The organism is Candidatus Methylacidiphilales bacterium (assembly GCA_033875315.1).
Lineage (GTDB): Bacteria > Verrucomicrobiota > Verrucomicrobiia > Methylacidiphilales > CAZTYG01 > JANRJG01.
On record JANRJG010000001.1, the window covers coordinates 24,946 to 46,085 of the forward strand.

Below are 21,140 nucleotides of genomic sequence, written 5' to 3' on the forward strand. Positions count from 1 at the left end.
TGCCGCCGGGTCACTTGTCCTTGGGAATCAGGTAATCGCGGGCGGGCTTGAAATCCGTGGACAAAACCTGGATGTCGTTCTTTTTGTACTCCAACACGGTGAAGTCGCGCACGGCCCAGTATTCATCGTCTTGGAGCAATCCGCGCACCAACAGGGTGTACTCACCCGGCGGCAGTTCGGTGCGCTCTTGCACGTCACGCACGAGAAGATGGCCATCCGCGGGAAGATCAAGGGTCATCTTCTCGAAGTCACCCGGAACATTGAGCAATTCGCGCAGGAAAGGAGCCACCGTGTCCTCCAAAGCCTGACGGGCTTCTTGAAGTCGTTGCTCATAGGTGGCGACCTCATCACGCAGGGCGCCCAATTCGATATCAAGGGCCGCAATTTCCGAGCGGAGTTGTTCGATGCGCTCCTGGGCGGCGGCGACCTGCGGACCGGGCTCCTGTTTGATCGCTATGGCCTTGTTCTTCAGTTCCAGTTGCTTGTCGTTCCACTTTTTCTCGAATTCGTTCCATCGTTTCAACAGGGCTTCGGACCATTTGCGCTGCTCGTCAACCGCCACGCCCGTTGGCGCGTTGTAAAGGGAAAGCCTGAAGGCGTTCGCGGCGACCTCGATGGCATCGAGTTCGAGGTTTTTCTGATACTTCAGACCGAGCTGTTTGGCCCGGTCCTGGATTTCCTGGTGGAGGCTGTCGCGGAAGGAATTGTACTCCTCCTTGAGGGCCATGCCCTGCTTTTCCCAGAATTGGTCCAATTCTTTCTGGCTTCGCTCCAGGATCTGGGGGATTTCCTTCTGCAGTTGGTCGCTGGACTCGCTGAGCAGGTCGCGGCGTTGTTGGCGGGAAGCGAGGTCGCTCTTGGCCGAGGCCAGTTGTTCGCGTTGTTGGTCGAGCTGTTCAAGCAAGGGGGCCTGGCGGGCCAGGAAATCCCGTTTCAACATGCTGGTTTTTCCGGCGAAGTTGAAGACAACGAATGCTTTTGGCTGGAGTTGGTATTGTCCGGGCTCGACGTTGATATCAAGGATCGTCTCGCGGTTGAGCAGGTAAATGCTTACCGCGCTGATCACGAGGAAGGCAAGAATGCCAACGATGGCTGCCGGGGTTTTCCAACTGGCCCGGTTCTGTCCCACGGGCACCGGCTTGAGGGTGACCCGCGGACGGCGCAAATCACGGACCGGGGTCGGCCGGGATGCGGCAGTCTCATTGCCCGGGCCTGGTTTCGCTTCTTTTGCAGCCGGGGTCTCAGAGGCCACGGACGCCTTGGGCTTGGCGGATGGTCCCGGGATAGGGGCAGCGACAGATTTTGAACCTGGAGGGGGGGGCGGCAATGCTGAAACCGGGCGTCCGGCTTCGGGCGCGGCCACACGCGGAGCCACCGGCGGGGGTGGAGTGGCGGGCAACTTTGGAGTCGGAGGGGGGACTTTTGTTTCAACTGACTCGTTAGTTACTACTGGAAGCGGAGGAAGCGGGACTTTTTCTTGCGGGGGGGCGGAGAGCGGAGGAATCTGCGGAACAGCGGGGGGCGGCGGGGGAACCACACCGCTTGAGCGTCCCGCTTCCGGAGGAGTGGTAGCGACGCGTGCCGTATCCGGTTCAGGCGCGGACTTCTCCAATTGGACTTGGGCCTTGGATTCGGGCTCTACAGTGGGGGTTATTTGGGATCCAGTGATAACCCCCGTGGGAACCACAAGGGTCGGAACGGGGGGGGGTGGAGGCGGGAGCTCGGAAGAGGGAATCCACACCGTAGAGCGCAAGCGCGCCTCGGCAGGGCTTGCAGGCGATGAAGGAGGGCCCGCATCATGTGCAACTGATTCGGTCGCGGGAGCAACTTTAGCTCTGGAAGAGGCCGGGGCTTGCGGCACGGGAGTCCCAGATGGTTGGGATTTGGGGACTTGGTCCGTGGCGGCTGTTCCATTGAACAGATCGTCAACAGGTGCAGGAGGCAAGGCCTCTCCTCCGACACCCTTGGATTGATAGTTGCGCAGGAAACGGGACTCCCCTTTGCCCGAAGTCTCTTTGCTTTTGGCGGAGGGCGGAGGAATCGGAACTGCCGTCGGTGAAGAAGAGGGCTTGGCCGGAGCAGCTCCATCCGCGGTAAAGGGATCGGGAACCACCGATGGCTGGCCCGGGGGTTTATTGGTTTCGTCAGTCATGTCGGTGCGCCCTGGGATATGAACCGAGCACTTTCAACCAAAGGGTCTTGGGTCGGATGGCATCCAAGGTGGCCGCCAAGTCCGCATCCTGGCTGTGACCGCAGACATCCACGAAAAAAAGATATTCCCATTCCTTCTGCATAGCCGGCCGAGATTCGATTTTTTCCAAGTTGATTTCGCGATCCGAGAAGACACGTAGAATCTTACCGAGTGCCCCCACTTCATGCGAGACGGAAAAAAGGAGGCTGGTTTTGTCGTCGCCGCTGGGTCCGGCGGGCGTACGGTTGAGGACGAGGAACCGGGTCATGTTGCGGCGTGCGTCCTGGATGTTGGTGTGGAGCACTTCGAGTCCGCACCGGCGGGCGGCGAACTGGCTGGCGATGGCGGCGCTGCCTGCTTCGTTTGCGGCCAATTCGGCCCCGTGGGATGTGCTGGAACTTTCGACCAAGCGCACGCCCGGGTAATGGCGGAGCAACCATTGGCGGCACTGTCCAAAGGCCTGGGGATGGGAGTAAATCTTGTTGATCTTTTGCGTGCCCGGACGGGCCATCAAAACATGGCGGATGCGGATGCAGATTTCACCGCAGATCTTCAGGTCGGTCTGCACCAGCATGTCCAAAGTGGCATTGACCCCGCCTTCGATCGAATTTTCCACCGGAACCACGCAGGTGTCGATTTCGTCGCGATCGAGCAGGGCGAAGACTTCCGGAATGGTCGGGGCCGAAACATAGCTGTCTCCCGCCCCAAAACGACTGAGGGCCGCCTGGTGGCAGTAGCTGCCCTCGGAACCAAAATAGCCCACCGTGAGTGGCTTCTGGCGGCTGCGGGAGGCGGAGAGGATCTCCCGGTAGATGGCACGAAGGGAATCGTTGGTCAGGGGACCCGGATTGGATTTGGCCAGGCTGCGCAGGAGGATTTCCTCGCGTTCGGGTGCGAAGACAGCCTGTCCGGACGAACGCTTGAGCTTGCCCACCCGTTCAGCCAGCCGGGTGCGGGCATTCAGCAGGGCGAGCAGCCGGGCGTCAATCTTGTCGATCTGCAGGCGCAATTTCTGAAGGTTCATGGATCAGGTCCTGTTGTACCTCGGAGGTCGGCTCAGGCGGGTCCGGCAGCTTGACGCGCTTGAGTTCTTCCACGTTCGGTAGGTCGTTGATGTCGCGCAGGCCGAAGTGTTCAAGGAAATACGGGGTGGTTTCGTAAAGCAAGGGCCGACCGGGAACATCCGCACGCCCGGCCACACGGACCACTTCGCGGTCGCACAGGGTTTCCAACACACCCCCCACGGCCACGCCGCGCACCGCTTCGATTTCCGCCCGCGAAATGGGCTGGCGGTAGGCGATGACCGCCAGGGTCTCAAGCGCGGGCTGGCTGAGTTTGGGTGGCTTGGATTCGTGTGCGAAAAGATGACCCAACCAGGGACCGTAGTCCGGTCGGGTGGCCAGTCGGAATCCACCCGCGACTTCCTCCAGCTGGATGGCCCGGGGGGCCAGCGAGGAATCCAGCACCGCCAGGGCCGAACGGATGTCCGATTCCACGGCCGAGGCAAATGGCGAGGGCTCCCCTTCCCTCCCATTCTTGCGGACGAGTTCGAGGAGGTCGCCCACCGGGACCGGCTTGTCGGCAACAAAAAGGATGGCTTCGAGGAGTGTGGGCAGTTCCATGGGAAAGACGGGATGCGTTCAAGCGCGCAGGATGTCGATGTCTCCAAAGACATCCGACTGGACGCACTTGAGTTGTTTTAGCCGGATCAGCTCCAGCAAGGCAAGAAAGGTCACGGCAATTTCGGTGCGTGAGGTCATGTCATGGAAGAGTTCGAAGAAACGAAGCCGCGCCTGCTTCTCGATCAGGGCCAGGATGGACTGGATCTTGTCGCTGACGGTGTATTTGTCCTCGTAGATTTCCTTGAAGCCGTCGCGCTCACGCGCCCGCTGGAGCACGGTCTGGAAGGCCTTGACCAGGTCAATGACCCCGACCCGCCCGAGCCCCGGCTTGGCCGCGGGTTCCTGGCTGACGGCAAGGACCGGTTTGGCTTCGCGGTGGAAGATGAGCTCCCGGAGCCGCTCCCGTTCGCCCAAGTTACCCGCCGCATCCTTGAATTTCTTGTATTCGACCAATTGCTTGATCAGCTCCCAGCGCGGGTCTTCCTCCTCGGCATCCTCCTCGGGCGGTTGCTGGTCTTCGGGCAGAAGGGTGCGGCTTTTGATATAGATCAGGTTGGCCGCGACGACCAGGAACTCGCCCGCAACTTCCAGATCCTGTTTCACCATGTGATCGAGATAAGAAAGGTACTGGTCGGTGATGCTGGCAATCTCGATGTCGTAGATGTCGACCTCGGTTTTCTTGATGAGGTACAGCAAAAGGTCGAGGGGGCCCTCGAATGAGGGCAGGGAGACACGCCAGGGGTCTGTCGGCAGATCGGTGATTTCACTCATGGTTGGATACCGACCGCTTTCCGCACACGTTCGAGGGTGGTGGCCGCGACCACGCGTGCTTTCTCACCGCCCTGCTGGAGAACCCCCGCGACCCAGCCGGGGTCGGCGGCCAGTTCGGCGCGTTTTTCCCGCATCGGACGCAGGAATTCCCAGAGCAGTTCAAACAGTTCCTTTTTGTAGTCGCCGTAGCCCCTGCCTCCCGCCTGCATGCTGGAAACCAAGGCCGCAAACTGTTCGTCCGAGGCGGCTGGTTTGGCCAAGGCCAGCAGGAGCGAACCCTCGATGGGTTTGGGCGCTTCGACCGGAGTCGAGTCGGTCTTGAGCGACATGATCTTTTTGCGGAATTCCTTTTCCGGGGCGAACAAGTCGAGCGTGTTATGATAGGACTTGGACATCTTCTGGCCATCCAATCCCGGAAGCGTTGCGGTTTCTTCGCGGATCGATGGCTCGGGCAGCTTGAACACCGGACCGAAGGCTTCGTTGAACTTCTGGGCGATGTCGCGGGTGACTTCGAGGTGTTGTTTTTGGTCCTTTCCCACCGGGACGAGGTCGGCGTCGTATAAGAGGATGTCCGCGGCCATCAGGACCGGGTAGGCAAAGAGACCGTGATTGGCGGCCAGGCCCCGGGATGTTTTGTCTTTGTAGCTGTGACAACGCTCGAGCAAGCCCACCGGGGTGACCTGTGAAAGATACCAGGCGAGTTCATGCACCTCGGGCACGGCGCTCTGGCGGTAAAAAACCGTCCGCGAAGGGTCCAAACCGCAGGCAAGGAAGTCCACGGCCAGATCCTGCACCCTCTGTTCCAATCCACCGGATTCTCCGGCCGAGGTCAGGGCGTGGTAGTCCGCGATAAAATAAAAGCACCCCTCGTGCCGGGCCTGGAGCTCGATGGCCGGCCGCATCATCCCGAAGTAATTCCCGAGATGGGCTGCCCCCGAAGGCTGGATTCCCGACAAGACGCGCATCGAATAGGGATGCCCGACAGAGGCAAGCACTTCCAGAAGATTTTTTGGGGAGTTTTGCCGCTCGGCACCGCCTGCCCCTCTCCCATTGGCCAGATCAAGGGTTTTCAGCTGCTGAGTGAAGTCAACGCCCCGCCACAATCTTCAAATCATCCGCCAACGAGACCCTCGGTCCTTTGGCTCCGGGGTCGAGAGGTTTACGCAAGCGTTCCAGGGCCTCGCGGAACCGTTCTTCTTTGGCTCCGGGCATCGAGGCCCCGACCGCTGCCAGACCACCGGCAAGCTTGCGCCAGCGGGCGGCATCCATCGCCGTCCATGCCGGCCGGGATGCCATCCCGCCGGCCAACTGGCCCAACCGTTTGAAAACCGCCTCGGTCTGGTTGTCATTCCATTTTCCCCCGGCCAACTGGCGGGCAAAATCATCACAGACAACCGCGTCGGGCTGCTCAGGCAAGACACGTGCGAATTCTGCCGCTGGCAGGATTTCCTTCAAAACCCACAGGGTGGATTCCCAGTCCTCGCGCACCACGTCATCCTCCGCAGTCTTGCGGCGATGGGCCAATTCACGCAGCACCGCCAATTGACCGGTGATCCATGCCTGGGGTCCGCCCCAGATTTCTTTCCAATGCCGCGGCTCGCGTTCCTGGTGCGACTCCAATTCAAAATGCAACCGGGGGTGTCCGGCCCTGACCAGTTCCGGATCAATCACTTGGTGGCAGGCCACGCAGGTATTGGCCCGGAGATAGAGATCCTGCAAATCACGCATCCCTGCCGCCACCCGCTGCCCCCGGCTGTAGTCTTTCCGGGTGTGCGAGCGCCACCAACCCTCCGCAGCTCCGTGGCACGACTCGCAGGATATCCCCTCCTCAATCCGGGCCGAGGCCGCCAGCCTCTCCGGTGCCACTGCGGCAAATGGGGCATGACAAGTGGTGCAACGCGCATCCCGGGCCGCATCGGCCATGCCCAACGCCTCGGCCATCCGGGCCGAACGTGCCGTGGTCAGTGTGCTGTGGCCACGCGAGTGCGGATCAGCCCGGAACCACACGGTGTATTGCTTGGAGAGGTCCCCCGCACCGCCGTGGCATCCGCTCGTCGAACAATTCTTGGAGCCGACAAAGTCGGGGGCTGCTGCCAACAGCAACGGCCCAAACGCAAACGCCGATGAAAACAGGACGAACGCCTTCATTTCCAGCTTTGGTGGGCGCTTATGGCCGATGTTCAGGTCCGGGCAATTTTTTGAAATTCTCACACAAGCGTCCTTGAGATTGGCATGTACTCTGTTACCAAAGTCATAGATGGTCACCGTTCCAATGGAAAGCAAACTTGGTCAGGGAGAGGCCCTGAGCTGCGATCGGCTGCTCGGCTTCCTTCCCGCCCTCGGCGAGGTTCCCAAGGGAGTCTTCACCAAATTCGCCGAAGGCGCCGCCTCCGTCCGCCATTTCAAGGCCGGCGACCTCGTCTGCCGCGAGGGTGACTTCGGTTCCACCGCCTTTTACATCGTCTCGGGCAGTGTGGACATCTTCATCGCCTCACCCCAGGCCCACATCACCACTTCCCTGCAAACCGGCGGATTCTTCGGCCGCACCATCGCCCGCATGAAGAGTGCGCTCCGGCCTGAAACCAACGATGGCCGCAAGGACACCCCTCCCCGTCGCCGCTGGATCCCCGTCGATGCCAGTGTCGACCTCGCCGTCGGCTCCCCCATCGCCCAACTGGGTGCGGGGGAACTTTTCGGGGAGATGACCTGCCGTACCTTCCAACCCCGGTCCGCCACGGTGCGCGCACGCGAGGATTGCGTCATGGTCGAGATGCTCCGGGTCGTCCTCGATATGCTCGTGGGCACGCGCGATATCATGGAGGAGATCAAATCGACCACCAAGGTCAAAGCCCCCACCTTCAAGGGCACCTCCTTCAAAGCCGAACTCGACAAAAAATACCGCGAGCGCGCCCTGCTCAACCACATCCGCAACGTCCCGATCTTTGAATCGCTCGATGAATCCTTCGTCCAACAGCTCTGCGCCCGGGCCGGACTGCAAACCTTCTACAAGGGCCAGGTCATCTGTCGTGAGAACGACCCCGCCGACCGCTTCTACCTCATCCGCCAGGGGATGGTAAAGGTGAGCCAGGGCATGCCCGGGGGCGAAATGGTCCTCACCTATCTTTCCCGTGGCGACTACTTCGGGGAAATCGGGCTGGTCCGCCGTCTCCCCCGCACCGCCACCTGCACCGCCACCGACACGGTCGACCTCGTGGTCATCGGCGCCGACGACTTCCATGCCATGCTGGCCGCCTATCCCTCGGTGGCGCAAACGATCGAGGCCGTCGTCGACCAGCGTCTGGCTCCTTCCAGCCGGGAGCGCCCGGCTTCGCTCCCCGCGAGTTCCACTCTGCGGGAAGCCCTCGACCTCGGTCTCCTCCAGGCGCAAAACCTCCTCCTCATCGATCTCGAAAAGTGCACCCGTTGCGATCTTTGCGTGCAGGCCTGTGCCGAAGCCCATGAAGGGGTCACCCGTCTCCTCCGCGACGGCACCCGCTACCAGAATTACCTCGTGGCCACCGCCTGCCGATCCTGCCAGGACCCGCTCTGCATGACCCAGTGCCCGGTCGGTTCCATCCGCCGGAAGGAAAGCCTGGAAATCGTCATTGAGGACTGGTGCATCGGTTGCACCAAGTGCGCCGAGCTCTGTCCCTACGGCAACATCACCATGCATCCCATCGAGTGGAAGCTGGACAAAGCGGAAACGGCAAACAAAAAACCGGAAACACCACCGGCCACAGCCACCCCGGCGGCCAAGAAACCCGCCGCCACAAGCAAGGCCACCACCTGCGACCTCTGCACCGACCTGGCCACTCCGAGCTGCGTCTATGCCTGTCCGCACGACGCCGCCATGCGCGTCAATCCGGTCGACTTCTTCTCCCGGAGAATGCCCGGTCTGTCCGGATTGCTGATGGGCGAGAAAAAACCCATCCAACGCGCCCATTTCCGCACCACCCATTGACCCTCCCATGATCATCGACCGAAGCCACCGCATCTGGGCCGTCACCACGGGCATCGCCACCTTCCTGGCCGGGCTTGCCTATTACCTGACTTTTTACTCGGGCCTCATCCCCGGTTCGCTCCATGAAAGTTTCGGTGGCAGTCTGCTGGGTCTGTTCTTTGGCATGGTGTCCTTTCTCATCTTCCTTTTCGCCGCGCTTTTGGGCTGGCGGCGCAAACACCCCAGCTGGCGCATCGGACGGATGCAGTTCTGGATGAAGGGCCACATCTGGCTGACTTTCCTCACCGTTCCGCTCATCCTCTTCCACTGCGGGTTCCGCTTCGGTGGTTTTCAAACGTCCCTCCTCATGGGCATCTACCTAGCCGTGATGCTCAGTGGTGTCTATGGACTCCTGCTCCAACATGTGCTTCCCCGCATGATGATCGACCGCCTGCCGGATGAGGTCGTCTTCGAGCAAATCCCTTTCCTTCGCGGCCAAATCGTCAGCCGGGCCCAGGCCATCGAAAAGTCCCTTGCCGAGGCCTGCCACCCGCCCGCGCCTGCTGAAACGGTTCAGGAACCGGATCCGAACGCTGATTCCGCAGCCACATCAGCCACCGCCACCCCGGAGCCGGCCCAAACCGGCACACCCCCAGACATCCTGCTCCGGGGAACCCGGGAATCGATCCTGCCCTACCTGGAACTGGACCGCGGCGACCGCCACGCCCTCGGCAATGTCCAGTCAACCGAGGATTTTTTCATCCAGTTGCGCGTTCAGACCCACGCCCACTGGCACCCGCAACTGGAGGAATTGAAAGACCTGTGCGTGGAACGTCGCAAACTCGACCTCCAGACGAAACTCCAACACTGGCTCCACGGCTGGATTCTGGCCCACGCCCCCTTTTCCTTCATCCTCATCATCCTGACTGTCTGGCACATCGGTGTCGCCCTCTTCGCCTACTGAACCGGTCCATAACCACAAAATCCCCACAACAAAGAATACCCCCATTGATCCGTATTTATTAGTGGTCCGATATGTCTTCATCCAAACCCAGCCTGAAACAGATCGCCAAGCGCTACGCCGGCAATCTGTCCTATTTCAAGGAGAACCACTACTTTCGCACCCTGCGCAAGCATCTCTTCCTGTACAGCACCCTGGCCGCCCTGTTGCTCGTGCTCGCGGCCACCATCATCACCACTTGGGAATCCTCCGTCTCCGGAAAATACCTCTTATCCCGCATCTACAATCCGGGCCCGGTTTCGCAAGCCCACGCCGATCTGGCCAACGACTGTGCCGCCTGCCACGGTCGGCCCAATTCCATCTTCCAGGTATCGGTCGAAAATTCGCCCGTCGACACCGCCTGCATGAAGTGCCACCAGCAGCACGACTTCCACGCCAGCCAGTCGCCCCGCACCCACTCCTGCACCGCCTGCCACCACGAACACCTCACCGCCGGGCCGATGAAACCCGTGGCCGACGCCAATTGCGCTTCCTGCCACGGCAACACCCAAACCATGAGGGCAGCCGAAACGACAGCCCGATCCCTGCCACCCTCGGCCCTTGATCTGACCCCGCGCGACGGACACACCCATTTCCAACCGGGCCGTTCGGCCACCCCGCCCGCCGTTTTCACCTCTTTTGAAAAAGGCCACCCCGAGTGGCAGATCCACCGGGAAAAACTCAAAGACCCGAATTCCCTGGCCTTCAACCACGCCCTGCACCTCAAGGGCGACGGCATCCCCCTCGTCGGGGGAAAGAAGCTGGATTGCAACTACTGCCACCAACCCGACCCCAGCGGATCCTACCTCCAACCGATGGTCTTCGAGAAAAACTGCCAAGCCTGCCACTCCCTCCAATTCGACCCCCGCAATCCCGACCTCGCCATCCCCCATGGCAGTGTCGAGGCCGTGCAGGCCTACCTGGCCAGTCTACCGCTCCAATATGCCAAGAAAGGCCGCGCCCGGGGCATTTCCGGCGAGGCCGAACTCCGGGCCTACGTCATGGCCCAGATCGAAGCCCTACGACAGGATGTGCGTTCCGGTGATGACCTGACCAAGAAAGTTTTCTTCAGCGATGCCGACAAAGGTCCGACCGGTGCGATCAAGGGTATGCCCGAGGAGGGCCGGGCCCGCTTTGCCGGTTGTGCCTACTGCCACCAGGTTGGCGGCCAGGCCACCAATACGCCGGTTGTCAAAGCCCCAACCACCCCGGATCGCTGGCTGGGACGTGCCTTTTTCAATCACGCCAAACACCAGCATGTGAGCTGCAGCGAGTGCCATCAGGCCGAAGCCAGCCATCTGACGAGCGACATCCTCATGCCCACGATGGTCAGTTGCCAGAAGTGCCACAGCGCCCAGGGGGGTATTGTCGCCAGTTGTGAGACCTGCCACAGCTACCATCCCCACCCCACCGCGCCGGCCGCCCATGCCCATTTCCAAAAAACCGCATCATCCGCAGCTCCGAAGACGCTCAAATCCCTCATGACGGCGACCGAAGTCCGCTGATGCGGCCATTACCGCACCTAGGGTACAGAGTTGAAAATGCCGGAGAGATTCGAAAAACCCCCGACATTGCTCCGGCCATAATGTTTGCCGCTGCTGGAGGAGGAGTATTCCAAGCGGTCAAAGGCGATCTGAACCGGGTTGGTCCCATCCCACTGCACAAAAAGATAGGGAGCATAGGCCGGGCGGAGGCTGTAAGTGGAATTGCCCACCGCGTAGAAGACCTGGGTTAGGTTGCCGCCCTGGCTCGAGATGCCGTCAAAAGTGTAACTATAATTCCCACCCGTACCGGCGGCGTTGATGGTCATCTGCACCTGTTGGGTGCCGAAGAGCCCGGGGAAGGTGAAGGTTTTATTGGCGACCGAAGCCGGTATGAAGGGGTTGCGGGCCAAGCTGTAATCCACCCGGGAATACTGGAAAAAAGCCCTCGCACCCGAGGCTTGGCCGGTCACATCGACATCTCCCGTGGGGGCAACACCGTGGAAATAGACATCATTGACGAACCGCGTCCAACTCACCAGATCGGTGCTGTTGGACCCGAAGTATGAGGAATAGGGCTGCCGGTCGTAGCCCAGGGTGGTGGCCGTGCCGTTCCGGGTCAGCGAGGGACGCCCCCCCACGACCTTGGGAAGTCCGTTGGGCTGGAGGTTGAAGCTGGAATAAGACGGGCCGTAAATGTTGACCGAAGCAATCGTCACCGGGGTCAGCGGGACGGAAGTGGCGTTCGTCGTCACGGCATTCAGGGCATCGCAGACAGCGGCCCCCGAGGTGACACGGCCAAAGATGGTGTAACTGCCATCGAGGCCCGTCGGTGCAGCCGTGGCGTTTCCCGTGGTGATGTAAAACTGGGAACCGTTGGAATACGCGCCGCCGGAATTGGCCATGGCCACGGTGTAGGGTGTGGCATGGCTGAGACTGGGATCAATCTCGTTGGCAAAGGAATAGCCGGGCCCGTCGGTGCCCTGGCCATTGCGGGAACCGGTTTGCGAGACAAAGTTGGCCACGACGCGATGGAAGGTCAGTCCTTGGTAAAAAGGATCGTTGCGCAGGCGGCCGGTGGCCGGATCAATCCAGGCGTTGCGACCGGTGGCCAATCCGATGAAATTGGCCACGGCCACCGGAGCCTTGACGGGCTCCAAGGTGATGGTGAAGTTCCCAACCACCCCGCCCGTGAGCTGGACGTCGGCAAAAATCTGGGATTGCGCGCCTGCCGGAGCAGCCAGAACCGCCGCGACGCATGCCATGAACATGATCCCTTGTCGGAACATACTCTGGTTCAGCGGTTCGTTCGGAATGGATGATCCGGACCCCCTAAAGAGGAGGAATCTTCAGACAATCGGGGACGGGGTATTGCGGGCCGGCTTTTCCAGCCGGTTGAAGAGATTGCCAAAGTCGGCCGGGGGCGCGGTCTTTTCTGTCGTGCGTGAATTGCCGACAAAGGTGGCCCCATCGCTCAGGCTGAAACGCGGCGACACCACATCGCCGTAAAGCTGGGCCTTGGCCGCCACCTCCACTTTGTCCTTGGCATCGATGTTGCCCTGCATCTTGCCACGGATGACCACGGTGGACTGGGCCTGGATATCCGCCTTGACCACCGCGCTCTCGCCGATGATCAGCGGTCCGTCGGCAATGATCTCGCCTTCAAAGCGTCCGTTGATCTCCATGCTCGATGAAAAACACAGAGTGCCCTTGAACTCGACATCCTCGGAAATGTGGGCGTTGGTGGACTTGGTGCTGCGGGTGGGTTCCATGGCTTCTTTGACTCCTTTGAGTGGGGGAAAGGTGAGTTTGTCTTCGGCTGCCAATTCGGCGCCTTTCTTGAACACGTCCGTGAACATGAGCGGATTCAAACGCATTTACCGGGGGAGTCGAGCGGATTCGCATGGGGATTGCGGGCAAATATCCGGGTTGACCCCCCCCTGCCCGCGAGTCCATGCTTCCTGCCGCCATGGTCCACCACCTCATGCTCTTCAAACTCAAGTCCGACGTCACCCCTGCTCAGACCGAAAACATCATGGTCGAAACTCGCATCCGCCTCCTGAAAATCGCCGAGGTCATGAACCTCCGCTGCGGCAAGAAGATCGACGTCAAAAAGAACCCCCATGACGTCTTTGTTTCGATGGATTTCGAAAACATGTCCAAGTTGAACACCGCCCGGGCAAGCGCCCTCTGGGTGCAGTATGAAAAACAGGTCATCGAACCCAATGTCACCACCCTGACCGAATTCGACTACGAAATGGATCCCGGCAAAGACGTGGCCTATTCCTGAACGGAAAACGGACCGGACACACTTTCCCGGACTTGCCGGCCCGGAATGAGGGTTGACTGAATTTATCCGGCTACGCGCAGACTGCGTCCCAAGCATTGGCCCGCCCAAGCCACCTGCTCCGGCGTCATCACCAACGGCGGCGAGAGACTGAGGACATTTCCCAGCGGACCGCCACCGAGCACAATCAACCCTTCGGCAAGGCAGGACTCCATCAGCTTGCCCGCCGCAACTTTCCGCTTCAATTCCACCCCCCAAAGCAATCCCCGTCCGCGGATTTCCCGCACCTTGGCCGAAGCCATCAATGGGGCCAGGGCCTCACACCACCGCGCCTCGGCCAGACGGGCCTCGTTATCCCGCCCCGGTTGTTCCCAGAAAGCCAGTGATTCCAACACCGCCCGCATCCCCAGGGGCGAACCCAGAAAAGTGCTGGTGTGCAGGGCTTCTCCAGTCGAAACCGGCCAGGCATCCATCACCGACGCCCGGCCCACACAAGCAGAAACCGGCAGACATCCCGTCAGAGCCTTTCCCAGACAAATCAAGTCCGGATAAACCTTTTCATATTCGCAGGCAAAGAATCGCCCGGTGCGAAAGAAGCCCGTGTATATCTCGTCGTAAATCAACAGAATCCCCGCCGCGTCGGCGATGCGGCGCAGTTCGGGCAAAAAGCCCTTCGGCGGGATGATCTCGCCCCCCCGCCCCTGGATCGGTTCCACCAAGATCGCACCAATATCCCGTCGTCGGGACAGGGCCTCGACGGCGTGGATGGCGTCGGGCATTTCCGCCGCTTTGGCGGGGAACGGTGCCCATTCCGCCAAATCAGCCAGTTGCTGGCGGAAGGGCGACTGGAATGCCTCCAAGCCGGTCACCGCCAGTGATCCGAACCCCAACCCATGGTAACCCGAGCGGAAGGCAATGACCCGTGGACGCCCGGTCACCAACGCAGCTGTCTTCAGCGCGGCCTCCACCGCCTCAAACCCCGAGTTTCCCAAAAGAACCTTCCCCGAACCCAGCCCCCAACGCTCGAAGGTCACCCGGCTCAACCCCTCGCAAACCCTCACCTTGAGCTCGGTCGGATGGACATCGCCCATCCCGTGGTTCAGCTGGGCTGCCTGCCCGCCCAGAGCGGCCGCCAGCTCCGTGCGTCCATAGCCCGCCGTGGCCACGCCGAAGCCACTGGTCACGTCAAGGAATCGATTGCCGTCCACATCCCAGACATTCGCCCCCTCGGCCCGTTCCCAAAAAACCGGGAACTTCGGTGAAAGAAAAGTCACATTGGGCGACTCATGCGCGCGCAAGCGCCGCGCCAGATCCAGCGAACGCGGTCCGGGAATTCCACTCAGGATCTCAGGCAGCATGAACAACCCCCAGCCGAATGCGGGCGCGGATTCACAAGGACAAGGGCTCCCGACCCGGGTTTCCAGTCTTGAGGTGAACCACCCGCTGCGGGAAAGGCAGGGCGACTCCGGCCCGGTTCAACGCCGCAAAAACCGCCCGGTTGACCGCATAACGTGTATTGAAATAATTCCGGCTAGGCACCCAGTAGCGATAACCAATCACCACGGCCGAGTCGCCGAAGTTGTCGATGCCAACCTGCGGCACGGGTTCACGAACGACTTCGGGCACGGACCATACCGCCGCCCGCACCGCTTCAACCGCGCGGTCCATATCGGCGGCGTAATCCACCCCTACCACCGATTCCACCACCCGGTTGCCCTTCGAATTCGTCTGGACCTCGCCCACGATTTGCTTGTTGGGGATGGTGATGATTTCGCCGTCCTCGGTATGCAGGCGGGTGAACCCCAGCTTGACCTCCTCGACCACCCCGGAATACTCGCCCACCCGGATCAGGTCGCCCAAGGTGAACGGGCGGGTCAGGATGATGATCAGCCCGGCGCCATAATTGGAAATGGGTCCCTGCAGGGCCAGGCTGATGCCGAGGGTGCCGGCGCCCACGATGGCCACCAAAGGCGTGACCGAGATGCCGACCAGGTCGAGCGCCGCCAGCACGATGAACGCAATGAGCGCGAACCTCACTCCGCTGCCGATGAACCGCGCCAGCAATACATCCAAATTCTTTTTCTCACAGAAGCGGGTGACGAAGTTCCCAACCTTGCCCGCCGCCCACCATCCCAGGGCCAGAACCACCGCGGCTCCGAGGATCTGGAAAAAATACTTCACGACAAAATCCATCACCTTGGCGAGGACTTCCTGCCCGAGGGCAATTTTGGCGGCTTGGGCTTGGCTGACGGCTTCCGTGGACATGGTGGTAATCTAGAGAAGCGGCCGTTCTCGGCAATCCTGTTCCTTCCACTCTTGAGCCGTCATCATGGCCTTCAAAAACCGGATGAAGCGACTCCTCGATCTGCCTGTGAATGGACCTCTGCTCCCCAGCCATGATGGGCAACCCAAAAGCTATGCGAAGACGTGACTGATAACTTGCTCCCCAGCATGATAGCTATGGCCATTCCTACCTGAACGAATTGCGGAGTCATTTCGACTTCTGATCCCGCCCGCCGGGATAGATTTCCAACCTTGCTAAAGTGTTGGGCTTGCGGGTTAATGCTTCCATGGAAATCGCCACCCTCATCGACCACACCCTCCTCAAACCCGAGGCCACCCGCACCCAAATCGAGCAGCTTTGCACCGAAGCCCGCGAACACGGGTTCTTTTCCGTCTGCATCAACCCCTACTGGATCAGCGACGCCAAGAAGCTCCTCAACGGCTCCGGCGTGAAGGTTTGCACCGTCATCGGTTTCCCCCTTGGCGCGGGACTCCCCCAGTCGAAAATGCACGCCACCCAGGACGCCATCAAGGCAGGAGCCGACGAAGTCGACGTGGTCCAAAACATCGGCGCCGCCAAGGAAGCCCACTGGAACTTCATCGAACATGAGATCCACGAAGTGGTCTCGGCCGCGCAGGGTAAAACCGTCAAGGTTATCCTGGAAACCTGCCTCCTGACCGACCACGAGATCGTCGAATGCTGCAAGGCCGCGCAGAAAGCCGGGGCCCATTTCGTCAAAACCTCCACCGGATTCAGCTCCGGCGGGGCCACCATCGAGGCCGTTGCCTTGATGCGGAAAACCGTGGGCCCCTCCATGGGAGTCAAAGCCTCCGGGGGTATCAAGGATCTGGCCGCCGCCGAGGCCATGGTGGTCGCCGGGGCCAACCGGCTCGGCACCTCGGCCGGGGTCGCCATCGTCAAAGGATCAGTGGGTGGAGCGGGCTATTGAAGTCCGCCCCGTTTCCTGTCAGCAGACTTCTGGCATTCTGTCCCGCCTAAAAGGCTTCCAGCAGGGGTGTTCTCCCCATAGACGGCTTGGGTTCAACCCCCATGCTAGAGAACATGAATCCCTTCAAACCTTGGCTTTCTCTGTTGATCTTGATCTTCTCGGTTTCGCTCTGCCCCGCCGCGAGTGAGCCCCAATCGGAAAAAAGCAAAAGCACCCCCCATTCCCCGGCTTTTCCCAAAAAGCTTGAATGCAGGGCTTCGTGGTATGGAGGAAGGGCCCACGGCGGACCCACCGCATCGGGAGAAAAGTTCAACCAATACGCCCTGACAGCGGCCCACAAAACCCTGCCCTTCCATTCCCGGGTGCGCGTCACCAATCTCGCCAACGGGAAATCCGTCATTGTCCGCATCAATGACCGCGGCCCGTTCATCAGGGGTCGCGAAATCGACATTTCCTACGCCGCCGCCAAAAAGATCGGCATGCTCAACCAGGGCGTGACCCGGGTAAAAATCGAGATGCTCTGACCCTCCTCCTGCAGCGGCGGTCTGTGACCGCCGCTGCAAAAAAATCCACTCAGGGCCGGTGCAGGCCTTCGCCGAAAAGCTCTTCCACGGTCTGCTTCACGTTGGCCGAGCGCATGAGGGTCTCGCCGATGAGGAAACAATCGATCCCCTGCCCGCGGCAATAGTCGACATCGGCCGGGGTCTTGATTCCGCTTTCGGTGATGCCCAGGACATCGGCCGGAATTTCCGGGGCCAGATCCTCGGTGGCGGCGAGGTTGACCTCGAACGTTTTCAAATTCCGGTTGTTGATTCCGATGATGTCGGCCCCGAGATCGACCGCTCGGTCCATTTCGGCCAGATTGTGTACTTCAACCAGGACATCGAGTTGAAGGTCGTGGGCGGTGTGGTACAGGCGGGCCAGTTGGTCATCCTCCAAGGCGGCGACAATCAACAAGACCGCATCGGCCCCTGCGATGACCGATTCATAAATCTGGGGCACGGTCAGCATGAAATCCTTGCGCAGGAGCGGCACGTCCACTTGGTCGCGGATGTCCTGGAGGTAGCCGAGGTTTCCCTGGAAATACTTCTCGTCCGTGAGCACGGACAGCGCATGGGCTCCGGCATGGATGTATTCGCGGGCCTGTTGGACCGGATTGAAGTCATCCGTGATCACCCCGACCGAGGGCGACGCTTTTTTGATCTCGGCGATGAGCGTGGCCGCGCCCGGCTGGAAAAGCACGCGTCGGAAGCCGCGGAAATCATTCCGCTTGAGCGCGGCTTTGCGCAGCTCCGCGGCCAGGGGTTCCAGACGGGCTGCCTCGTCGCGCTTGGTGGCGAGGATCTCGGCCAGCTTGTTGTGGAAGGTGCTCAACCGTCATCCTCCTCATCTTCATCTTTGTCGGTGCGCTTCTTGCCCTTGAGGAAGGCACTGATGAAGTCATCCAGCTTTCCGTCAAGGACCCCCTGGACGTCATTGGTCTGTTCGCCGGTGCGCAGGTCTTTCACCATCTGGTAGGGCTGGAGGACGTAGGAACGTATCTGGCGGCCCCATCCGATTTCCCCCTTCTCGCTGTAGTGCTTCTCCTGCTCGGCGCGTTTCTTGTCCATCTCGATTTCGTAAAGGCGTGATTGGAGGACTTTCATCGCCGTGGCCTTGTTCTTGATCTGGGAACGTTCGTTCTGACAGGTCACGACCAAACCGGAAGGCATGTGGGTGATGCGGACGGCCGAGTCGGTGGTGTTGACCCCCTGCCCACCGTGGCCTCCGGCGCGGTAGACATCAACACGGATGTCCTTGTCCGGGATTTCAATCACGATGGTGTCGTCGACCTCGGCCAGGACATCGAGCGAAGCGAAGGAAGTTTGCCGCTTCCCGGCGGAATTGAAGGGTGAAATACGGACCAATCGGTGCACCCCGCGTTCGGCCTTGAGCAGTCCGTAGGCCATCGGTCCTTCCACCATGAGCGTGACGCTTTTGACCCCGGCTTCTTCGCCCCCGAGGTAATCCAGGATGTTGACCTTCATGCCGTGGCGCTCGGCCCAGCGGTTGTACATGCGCAGCATCATATTGGCCCAGTCACAGGCCTCGGTGCCCCCGGCACCCGCGTGGATGGAAACGATGGCGTTGTTGGGGTCTTGTTCACCGCTGAGCAGGACGGAAATCTCCAGGTCGTCCAAGGCTTTTTCAGCGGCCTGGTATTCCGCGGAAAAATCCGCACGCGCCTGGGCCGTGTTTTCTTCCTCGGTCAATTCCAGCAGCACGGAAAGATCGGCCACCCGTTTTTCCAGTGCATCGAGGCCGTTGATGCGGTTGCGCAAGGCATTGGCCTCGGTCATGACTTTTTGCGCCGCGTCGGTGTTGTCCCAGAATCCGGGGGCCGACATCTTTTGCTCGAGCTCGCCGAGCTGGGTGGTCAATTTTGGTACGTCAAAGAAACCTCCGGAGCTGCTTGGTGCGGGCTTCGAGGTTGGGAACGTCAAATGTTTCAGCGGCCATCGGGAGAAAATGCCCGAAATCCGTGGCATTTCAACCGGGAATTGGAATGTGATTCCAAGACCCGATGTGCTAGGTCTATGTTTGCCATGTGCATTGCCTTCCAATTCAAGGGTCAGACGTTTAAGCCGGCCCGCCCCATCCGGGTGGTGGCGGACGGGCGGCCGAAAGACCATGTATGGGCCGGCTGTGCGCGCGGGGAAATCCTCGAGTGGTGGAAAAAACGTGGAGCCTTGCTGGCCGATCTGCATGCGGAGAAATTCGCCGAGCGATCGAGCCGCGATGGCCGGATTGTCTGGGGCGAGGTGCCTGCGGGGACCGTGTTGCGCGCGTTGATCGACCCATCGAAAGGGCCCGGCAAGGAACTGATCAAGGTGGTGACACGGGCCGCCACCCCGGAAGAAGCGGCCCATTTTGGCCACGACCGCCTGCCATTGATCGAGTCCCCGCTTTATCCCGGGGTCATCCCGGAAGCAGGCCCCGAGCCTCCGGTCCAACTGCAGGGCAGGTTGTTTCCAGATTAGATCCTATCGGATCAGTCACGGAAGCGGGGGCGGCTGAGCCGGGGAAGCGGGCGCAACGGGTTCTTCACGCCCACCGTACCAGTCGACCCGTCGGGTGACAAACATCACCGCGGCCAGGGCCAGGAAAAGCCCGATGGTCCCCACCAACAGGGCGTAATCCTGGAGTTGGAGGACGACATACAAGAGACCCTGGATCAACGCCAACAGCCCGGCCACGATGAGCGTGCGGCTTCCAGATCGCAGGACGGACAGGCTGTACAGCGAGACCAAGGCCCACGAGGCCGCGGCCGCGACCAGGTAAGCCCAGCCAAAACGCAGGAATTCCGAAAGGGAGAGCAACCCGAGGTAAAAGAGACAGAGTGCCGCGCCGACCAAGATGTATTGGAAGGGATGGATGCGCAGCTTGGAGATCACTTCAAAGAGGAAGAATGCGGTGAAGACCAGAACCAGGAAGAGCATGGCGTATTTGATGGCGCGTTCGACATTTCGGTAGAAGTCGATCAGCGAAACAAATTCCACACCGAATAGAGATTTGTGTAGCGTGGCCGAGGAAACTTCATTCTGACGGGCCCATTGCTGGGGAAAGCTGCGCCCGTAGTAAGAAACATCCCAGGCAGCGGTGAAACCCTGGGCACTGATCTCCCGGCTGGTGGGCAGAAAGGCCCCCCGGAATCCGGGGTCGGGCCAGTCCGAACTGAGATGGACCCTGCTCTCCACCCCGAGGGGCGCGATGAGCACCTGCTGACTGCCATTGAAAGTAACCGGCAGGGAGAAAGACGTGGGCTGATCGGTCGGCAGCCAACCTTTCACCGATGCGGATACCCCGGCCGGGAGAAGATCGGTGTTGGTACCCGGGGTCATCGGGCAGGCCCGGCCACCCCAATCCAATACCAACCGCCCACGCGTGCCGCGGAGATCGGACACACCGACAACGACGACCGCATCCTCATAGACCGCCTCCTTGGGATCGATTTTCAGGGCCTGCCAGTCCGGTTGGGAAAAGGCTCCGGAAAGGGTGATGTTGCCCGAATAGACCACGGCATCATAAATTCCCCGGTGGAGCTTTTGGGTCAGGATCTCGCCATCCACCTTCAACTCCTTGGGCAGGAAAGTGGCCAGGGCCATCTCGACCACTTCCACCTCGACCCGCTTGCTGGTGCCATTCTTCTGGGGCTGGTCGCGCCAGACTTTGCTGCGGACTTTGTAGGGAATCTGGAGAACCGGGCCGATGATTTTCTGGGAATCACCCCAGGAGGAGGTGATTTCAGCCACCGCTTCATTGCGGCGCCCCAAGCGCTCCTGCAATACCGAGCCGATCATGGAGAGCGGGATGAGCAGAATCAGGATCAAAAAGCCAATCACCGCCAATTTGAACAAGACGGCAAATTTGCCGAAAAAAGCGCGCACGGACTGGAAAAAAGAGGAATCAGCCATGGGTCCATCCTCGGAGGCCCCCGGATGGCGTCAAGCCAAAGTCATCAGCCCAATCTTATCCAACGAATACCGCTAATAAATGATGGAGGACACGACACGAAACAGGTGTTCCATATACAGGCCGTCCCCTTGCAAAGGTCGCATGGCGGAGAATCGCCCGC

20 protein-coding genes are annotated in these 21,140 nt (G+C 60.5%); 7 read left to right on the forward strand and 13 right to left on the reverse strand.

Annotated features, from left to right (window positions below):
- Window positions 1-10: 10 nt before the first annotated feature.
- The 6 genes from SFU85_00110 to SFU85_00135 all read right to left on the reverse strand — a co-directional run bounded on the left by SFU85_00110 (window position 11) and on the right by SFU85_00135 (window position 6,732).
- A complete protein-coding gene (locus SFU85_00110) occupies window positions 11-1,252 on the reverse strand; it encodes a hypothetical protein (GenBank protein ID MDX6765172.1) in 1,242 nt (413 codons plus the stop codon).
- Between the two features lie 892 nt (window positions 1,253-2,144).
- Window positions 2,145-3,215: a prephenate dehydratase gene (gene pheA, locus SFU85_00115; GenBank protein ID MDX6765173.1), complete on the reverse strand. Its 1,071-nt coding sequence runs from the start codon at window positions 3,213-3,215 to the stop codon at window positions 2,145-2,147.
- Entirely contained in the window at window positions 3,175-3,813 is a 639-nt protein-coding gene (scpB, locus tag SFU85_00120; protein MDX6765174.1) for an SMC-Scp complex subunit ScpB, read from the reverse strand. Before scpB ends, pheA begins: the two co-directional genes overlap by 41 nt.
- 18 nt (window positions 3,814-3,831) lie before the next feature.
- Complete coding sequence (locus tag SFU85_00125) at window positions 3,832-4,584, reverse strand: segregation/condensation protein A (protein MDX6765175.1); 753 nt, start codon at window positions 4,582-4,584, stop codon at window positions 3,832-3,834.
- Window positions 4,581-5,579 (reverse strand): tryptophan--tRNA ligase, encoded by a 999-nt coding sequence (trpS, locus tag SFU85_00130; protein ID MDX6765176.1) that lies wholly within the window; start codon window positions 5,577-5,579, stop codon window positions 4,581-4,583. The genes SFU85_00125 and trpS overlap by 4 nt, the downstream gene beginning before the upstream one ends.
- Window positions 5,580-5,670: 91 nt before the next feature.
- Window positions 5,671-6,732 (reverse strand): multiheme c-type cytochrome, encoded by a 1,062-nt coding sequence (locus tag SFU85_00135; GenBank protein MDX6765177.1) that lies wholly within the window; start codon window positions 6,730-6,732, stop codon window positions 5,671-5,673.
- Between the two features lie 109 nt (window positions 6,733-6,841).
- Here SFU85_00135 and SFU85_00140 point away from each other — a divergent pair, with 109 nt between their 5' ends.
- The 3 genes from SFU85_00140 (at window position 6,842) to SFU85_00150 (ending at window position 11,029) form a co-directional block, all read left to right on the forward strand.
- Complete coding sequence (locus SFU85_00140) at window positions 6,842-8,545, forward strand: cyclic nucleotide-binding domain-containing protein (protein MDX6765178.1); 1,704 nt, start codon at window positions 6,842-6,844, stop codon at window positions 8,543-8,545.
- A 7-nt stretch (window positions 8,546-8,552) separates the two neighbouring features.
- Window positions 8,553-9,488, forward strand: coding sequence for a hypothetical protein (locus SFU85_00145; protein MDX6765179.1), 936 nt, complete (start codon window positions 8,553-8,555; stop codon window positions 9,486-9,488).
- Window positions 9,489-9,559: 71 nt separating this feature from the next.
- Complete coding sequence (locus SFU85_00150) at window positions 9,560-11,029, forward strand: hypothetical protein (protein MDX6765180.1); 1,470 nt, start codon at window positions 9,560-9,562, stop codon at window positions 11,027-11,029.
- Window positions 11,030-11,046: 17 nt separating this feature from the next.
- Here SFU85_00150 and SFU85_00155 read toward each other — a convergent pair whose 3' ends face one another.
- Window positions 11,047-12,276, reverse strand: a complete 1,230-nt coding sequence (locus tag SFU85_00155; protein ID MDX6765181.1) for a peptidylprolyl isomerase — start codon at window positions 12,274-12,276, stop codon at window positions 11,047-11,049.
- 78 nt (window positions 12,277-12,354) lie between these two features.
- Window positions 12,355-12,864 (reverse strand): polymer-forming cytoskeletal protein, encoded by a 510-nt coding sequence (locus tag SFU85_00160; protein MDX6765182.1) that lies wholly within the window; start codon window positions 12,862-12,864, stop codon window positions 12,355-12,357.
- 95 nt (window positions 12,865-12,959) lie between these two features.
- Here SFU85_00160 and SFU85_00165 point away from each other — a divergent pair, with 95 nt between their 5' ends.
- A complete protein-coding gene (locus SFU85_00165) occupies window positions 12,960-13,295 on the forward strand; it encodes a Dabb family protein (protein ID MDX6765183.1) in 336 nt (111 codons plus the stop codon).
- 62 nt (window positions 13,296-13,357) lie between these two features.
- On the opposite strand, the gene SFU85_00170 is transcribed toward SFU85_00165, so the two are convergent.
- Together SFU85_00170 and SFU85_00175 are read right to left on the reverse strand one after the other, a co-directional pair.
- Window positions 13,358-14,650, reverse strand: coding sequence for an aspartate aminotransferase family protein (locus SFU85_00170; protein ID MDX6765184.1), 1,293 nt, complete (start codon window positions 14,648-14,650; stop codon window positions 13,358-13,360).
- 31 nt (window positions 14,651-14,681) lie between these two features.
- Window positions 14,682-15,557, reverse strand: a complete 876-nt coding sequence (locus SFU85_00175; protein ID MDX6765185.1) for a mechanosensitive ion channel — start codon at window positions 15,555-15,557, stop codon at window positions 14,682-14,684.
- 305 nt (window positions 15,558-15,862) lie between these two features.
- Between SFU85_00175 and deoC the strand changes: the two genes are divergently transcribed.
- Both deoC and SFU85_00185 read left to right on the forward strand, forming a co-directional pair.
- Window positions 15,863-16,525 carry a deoxyribose-phosphate aldolase gene (gene deoC, locus SFU85_00180; protein MDX6765186.1) on the forward strand — a complete coding sequence of 221 codons (663 nt, stop codon included), beginning with the start codon at window positions 15,863-15,865 and terminating at the stop codon, window positions 16,523-16,525.
- 113 nt (window positions 16,526-16,638) lie between these two features.
- Window positions 16,639-17,049 carry a septal ring lytic transglycosylase RlpA family protein gene (locus SFU85_00185; GenBank protein ID MDX6765187.1) on the forward strand — a complete coding sequence of 137 codons (411 nt, stop codon included), beginning with the start codon at window positions 16,639-16,641 and terminating at the stop codon, window positions 17,047-17,049.
- A 49-nt stretch (window positions 17,050-17,098) separates the two neighbouring features.
- On the opposite strand, the gene trpC is transcribed toward SFU85_00185, so the two are convergent.
- Both trpC and prfB read right to left on the reverse strand, forming a co-directional pair.
- Entirely contained in the window at window positions 17,099-17,899 is an 801-nt protein-coding gene (trpC, locus tag SFU85_00190) for an indole-3-glycerol phosphate synthase TrpC (protein ID MDX6765188.1), read from the reverse strand.
- Entirely contained in the window at window positions 17,896-19,017 is a 1,122-nt protein-coding gene (prfB, locus tag SFU85_00195; GenBank protein MDX6765189.1) for a peptide chain release factor 2, read from the reverse strand. Before prfB ends, trpC begins: the two co-directional genes overlap by 4 nt.
- Window positions 19,018-19,101: 84 nt before the next feature.
- Between prfB and SFU85_00200 the strand changes: the two genes are divergently transcribed.
- Window positions 19,102-19,545, forward strand: coding sequence for a hypothetical protein (locus SFU85_00200; GenBank protein ID MDX6765190.1), 444 nt, complete (start codon window positions 19,102-19,104; stop codon window positions 19,543-19,545).
- A 15-nt stretch (window positions 19,546-19,560) separates the two neighbouring features.
- Here SFU85_00200 and creD read toward each other — a convergent pair whose 3' ends face one another.
- Window positions 19,561-20,979 carry a cell envelope integrity protein CreD gene (gene creD, locus SFU85_00205; GenBank protein ID MDX6765191.1) on the reverse strand — a complete coding sequence of 473 codons (1,419 nt, stop codon included), beginning with the start codon at window positions 20,977-20,979 and terminating at the stop codon, window positions 19,561-19,563.
- Window positions 20,980-21,140 lie beyond the last annotated feature (161 nt).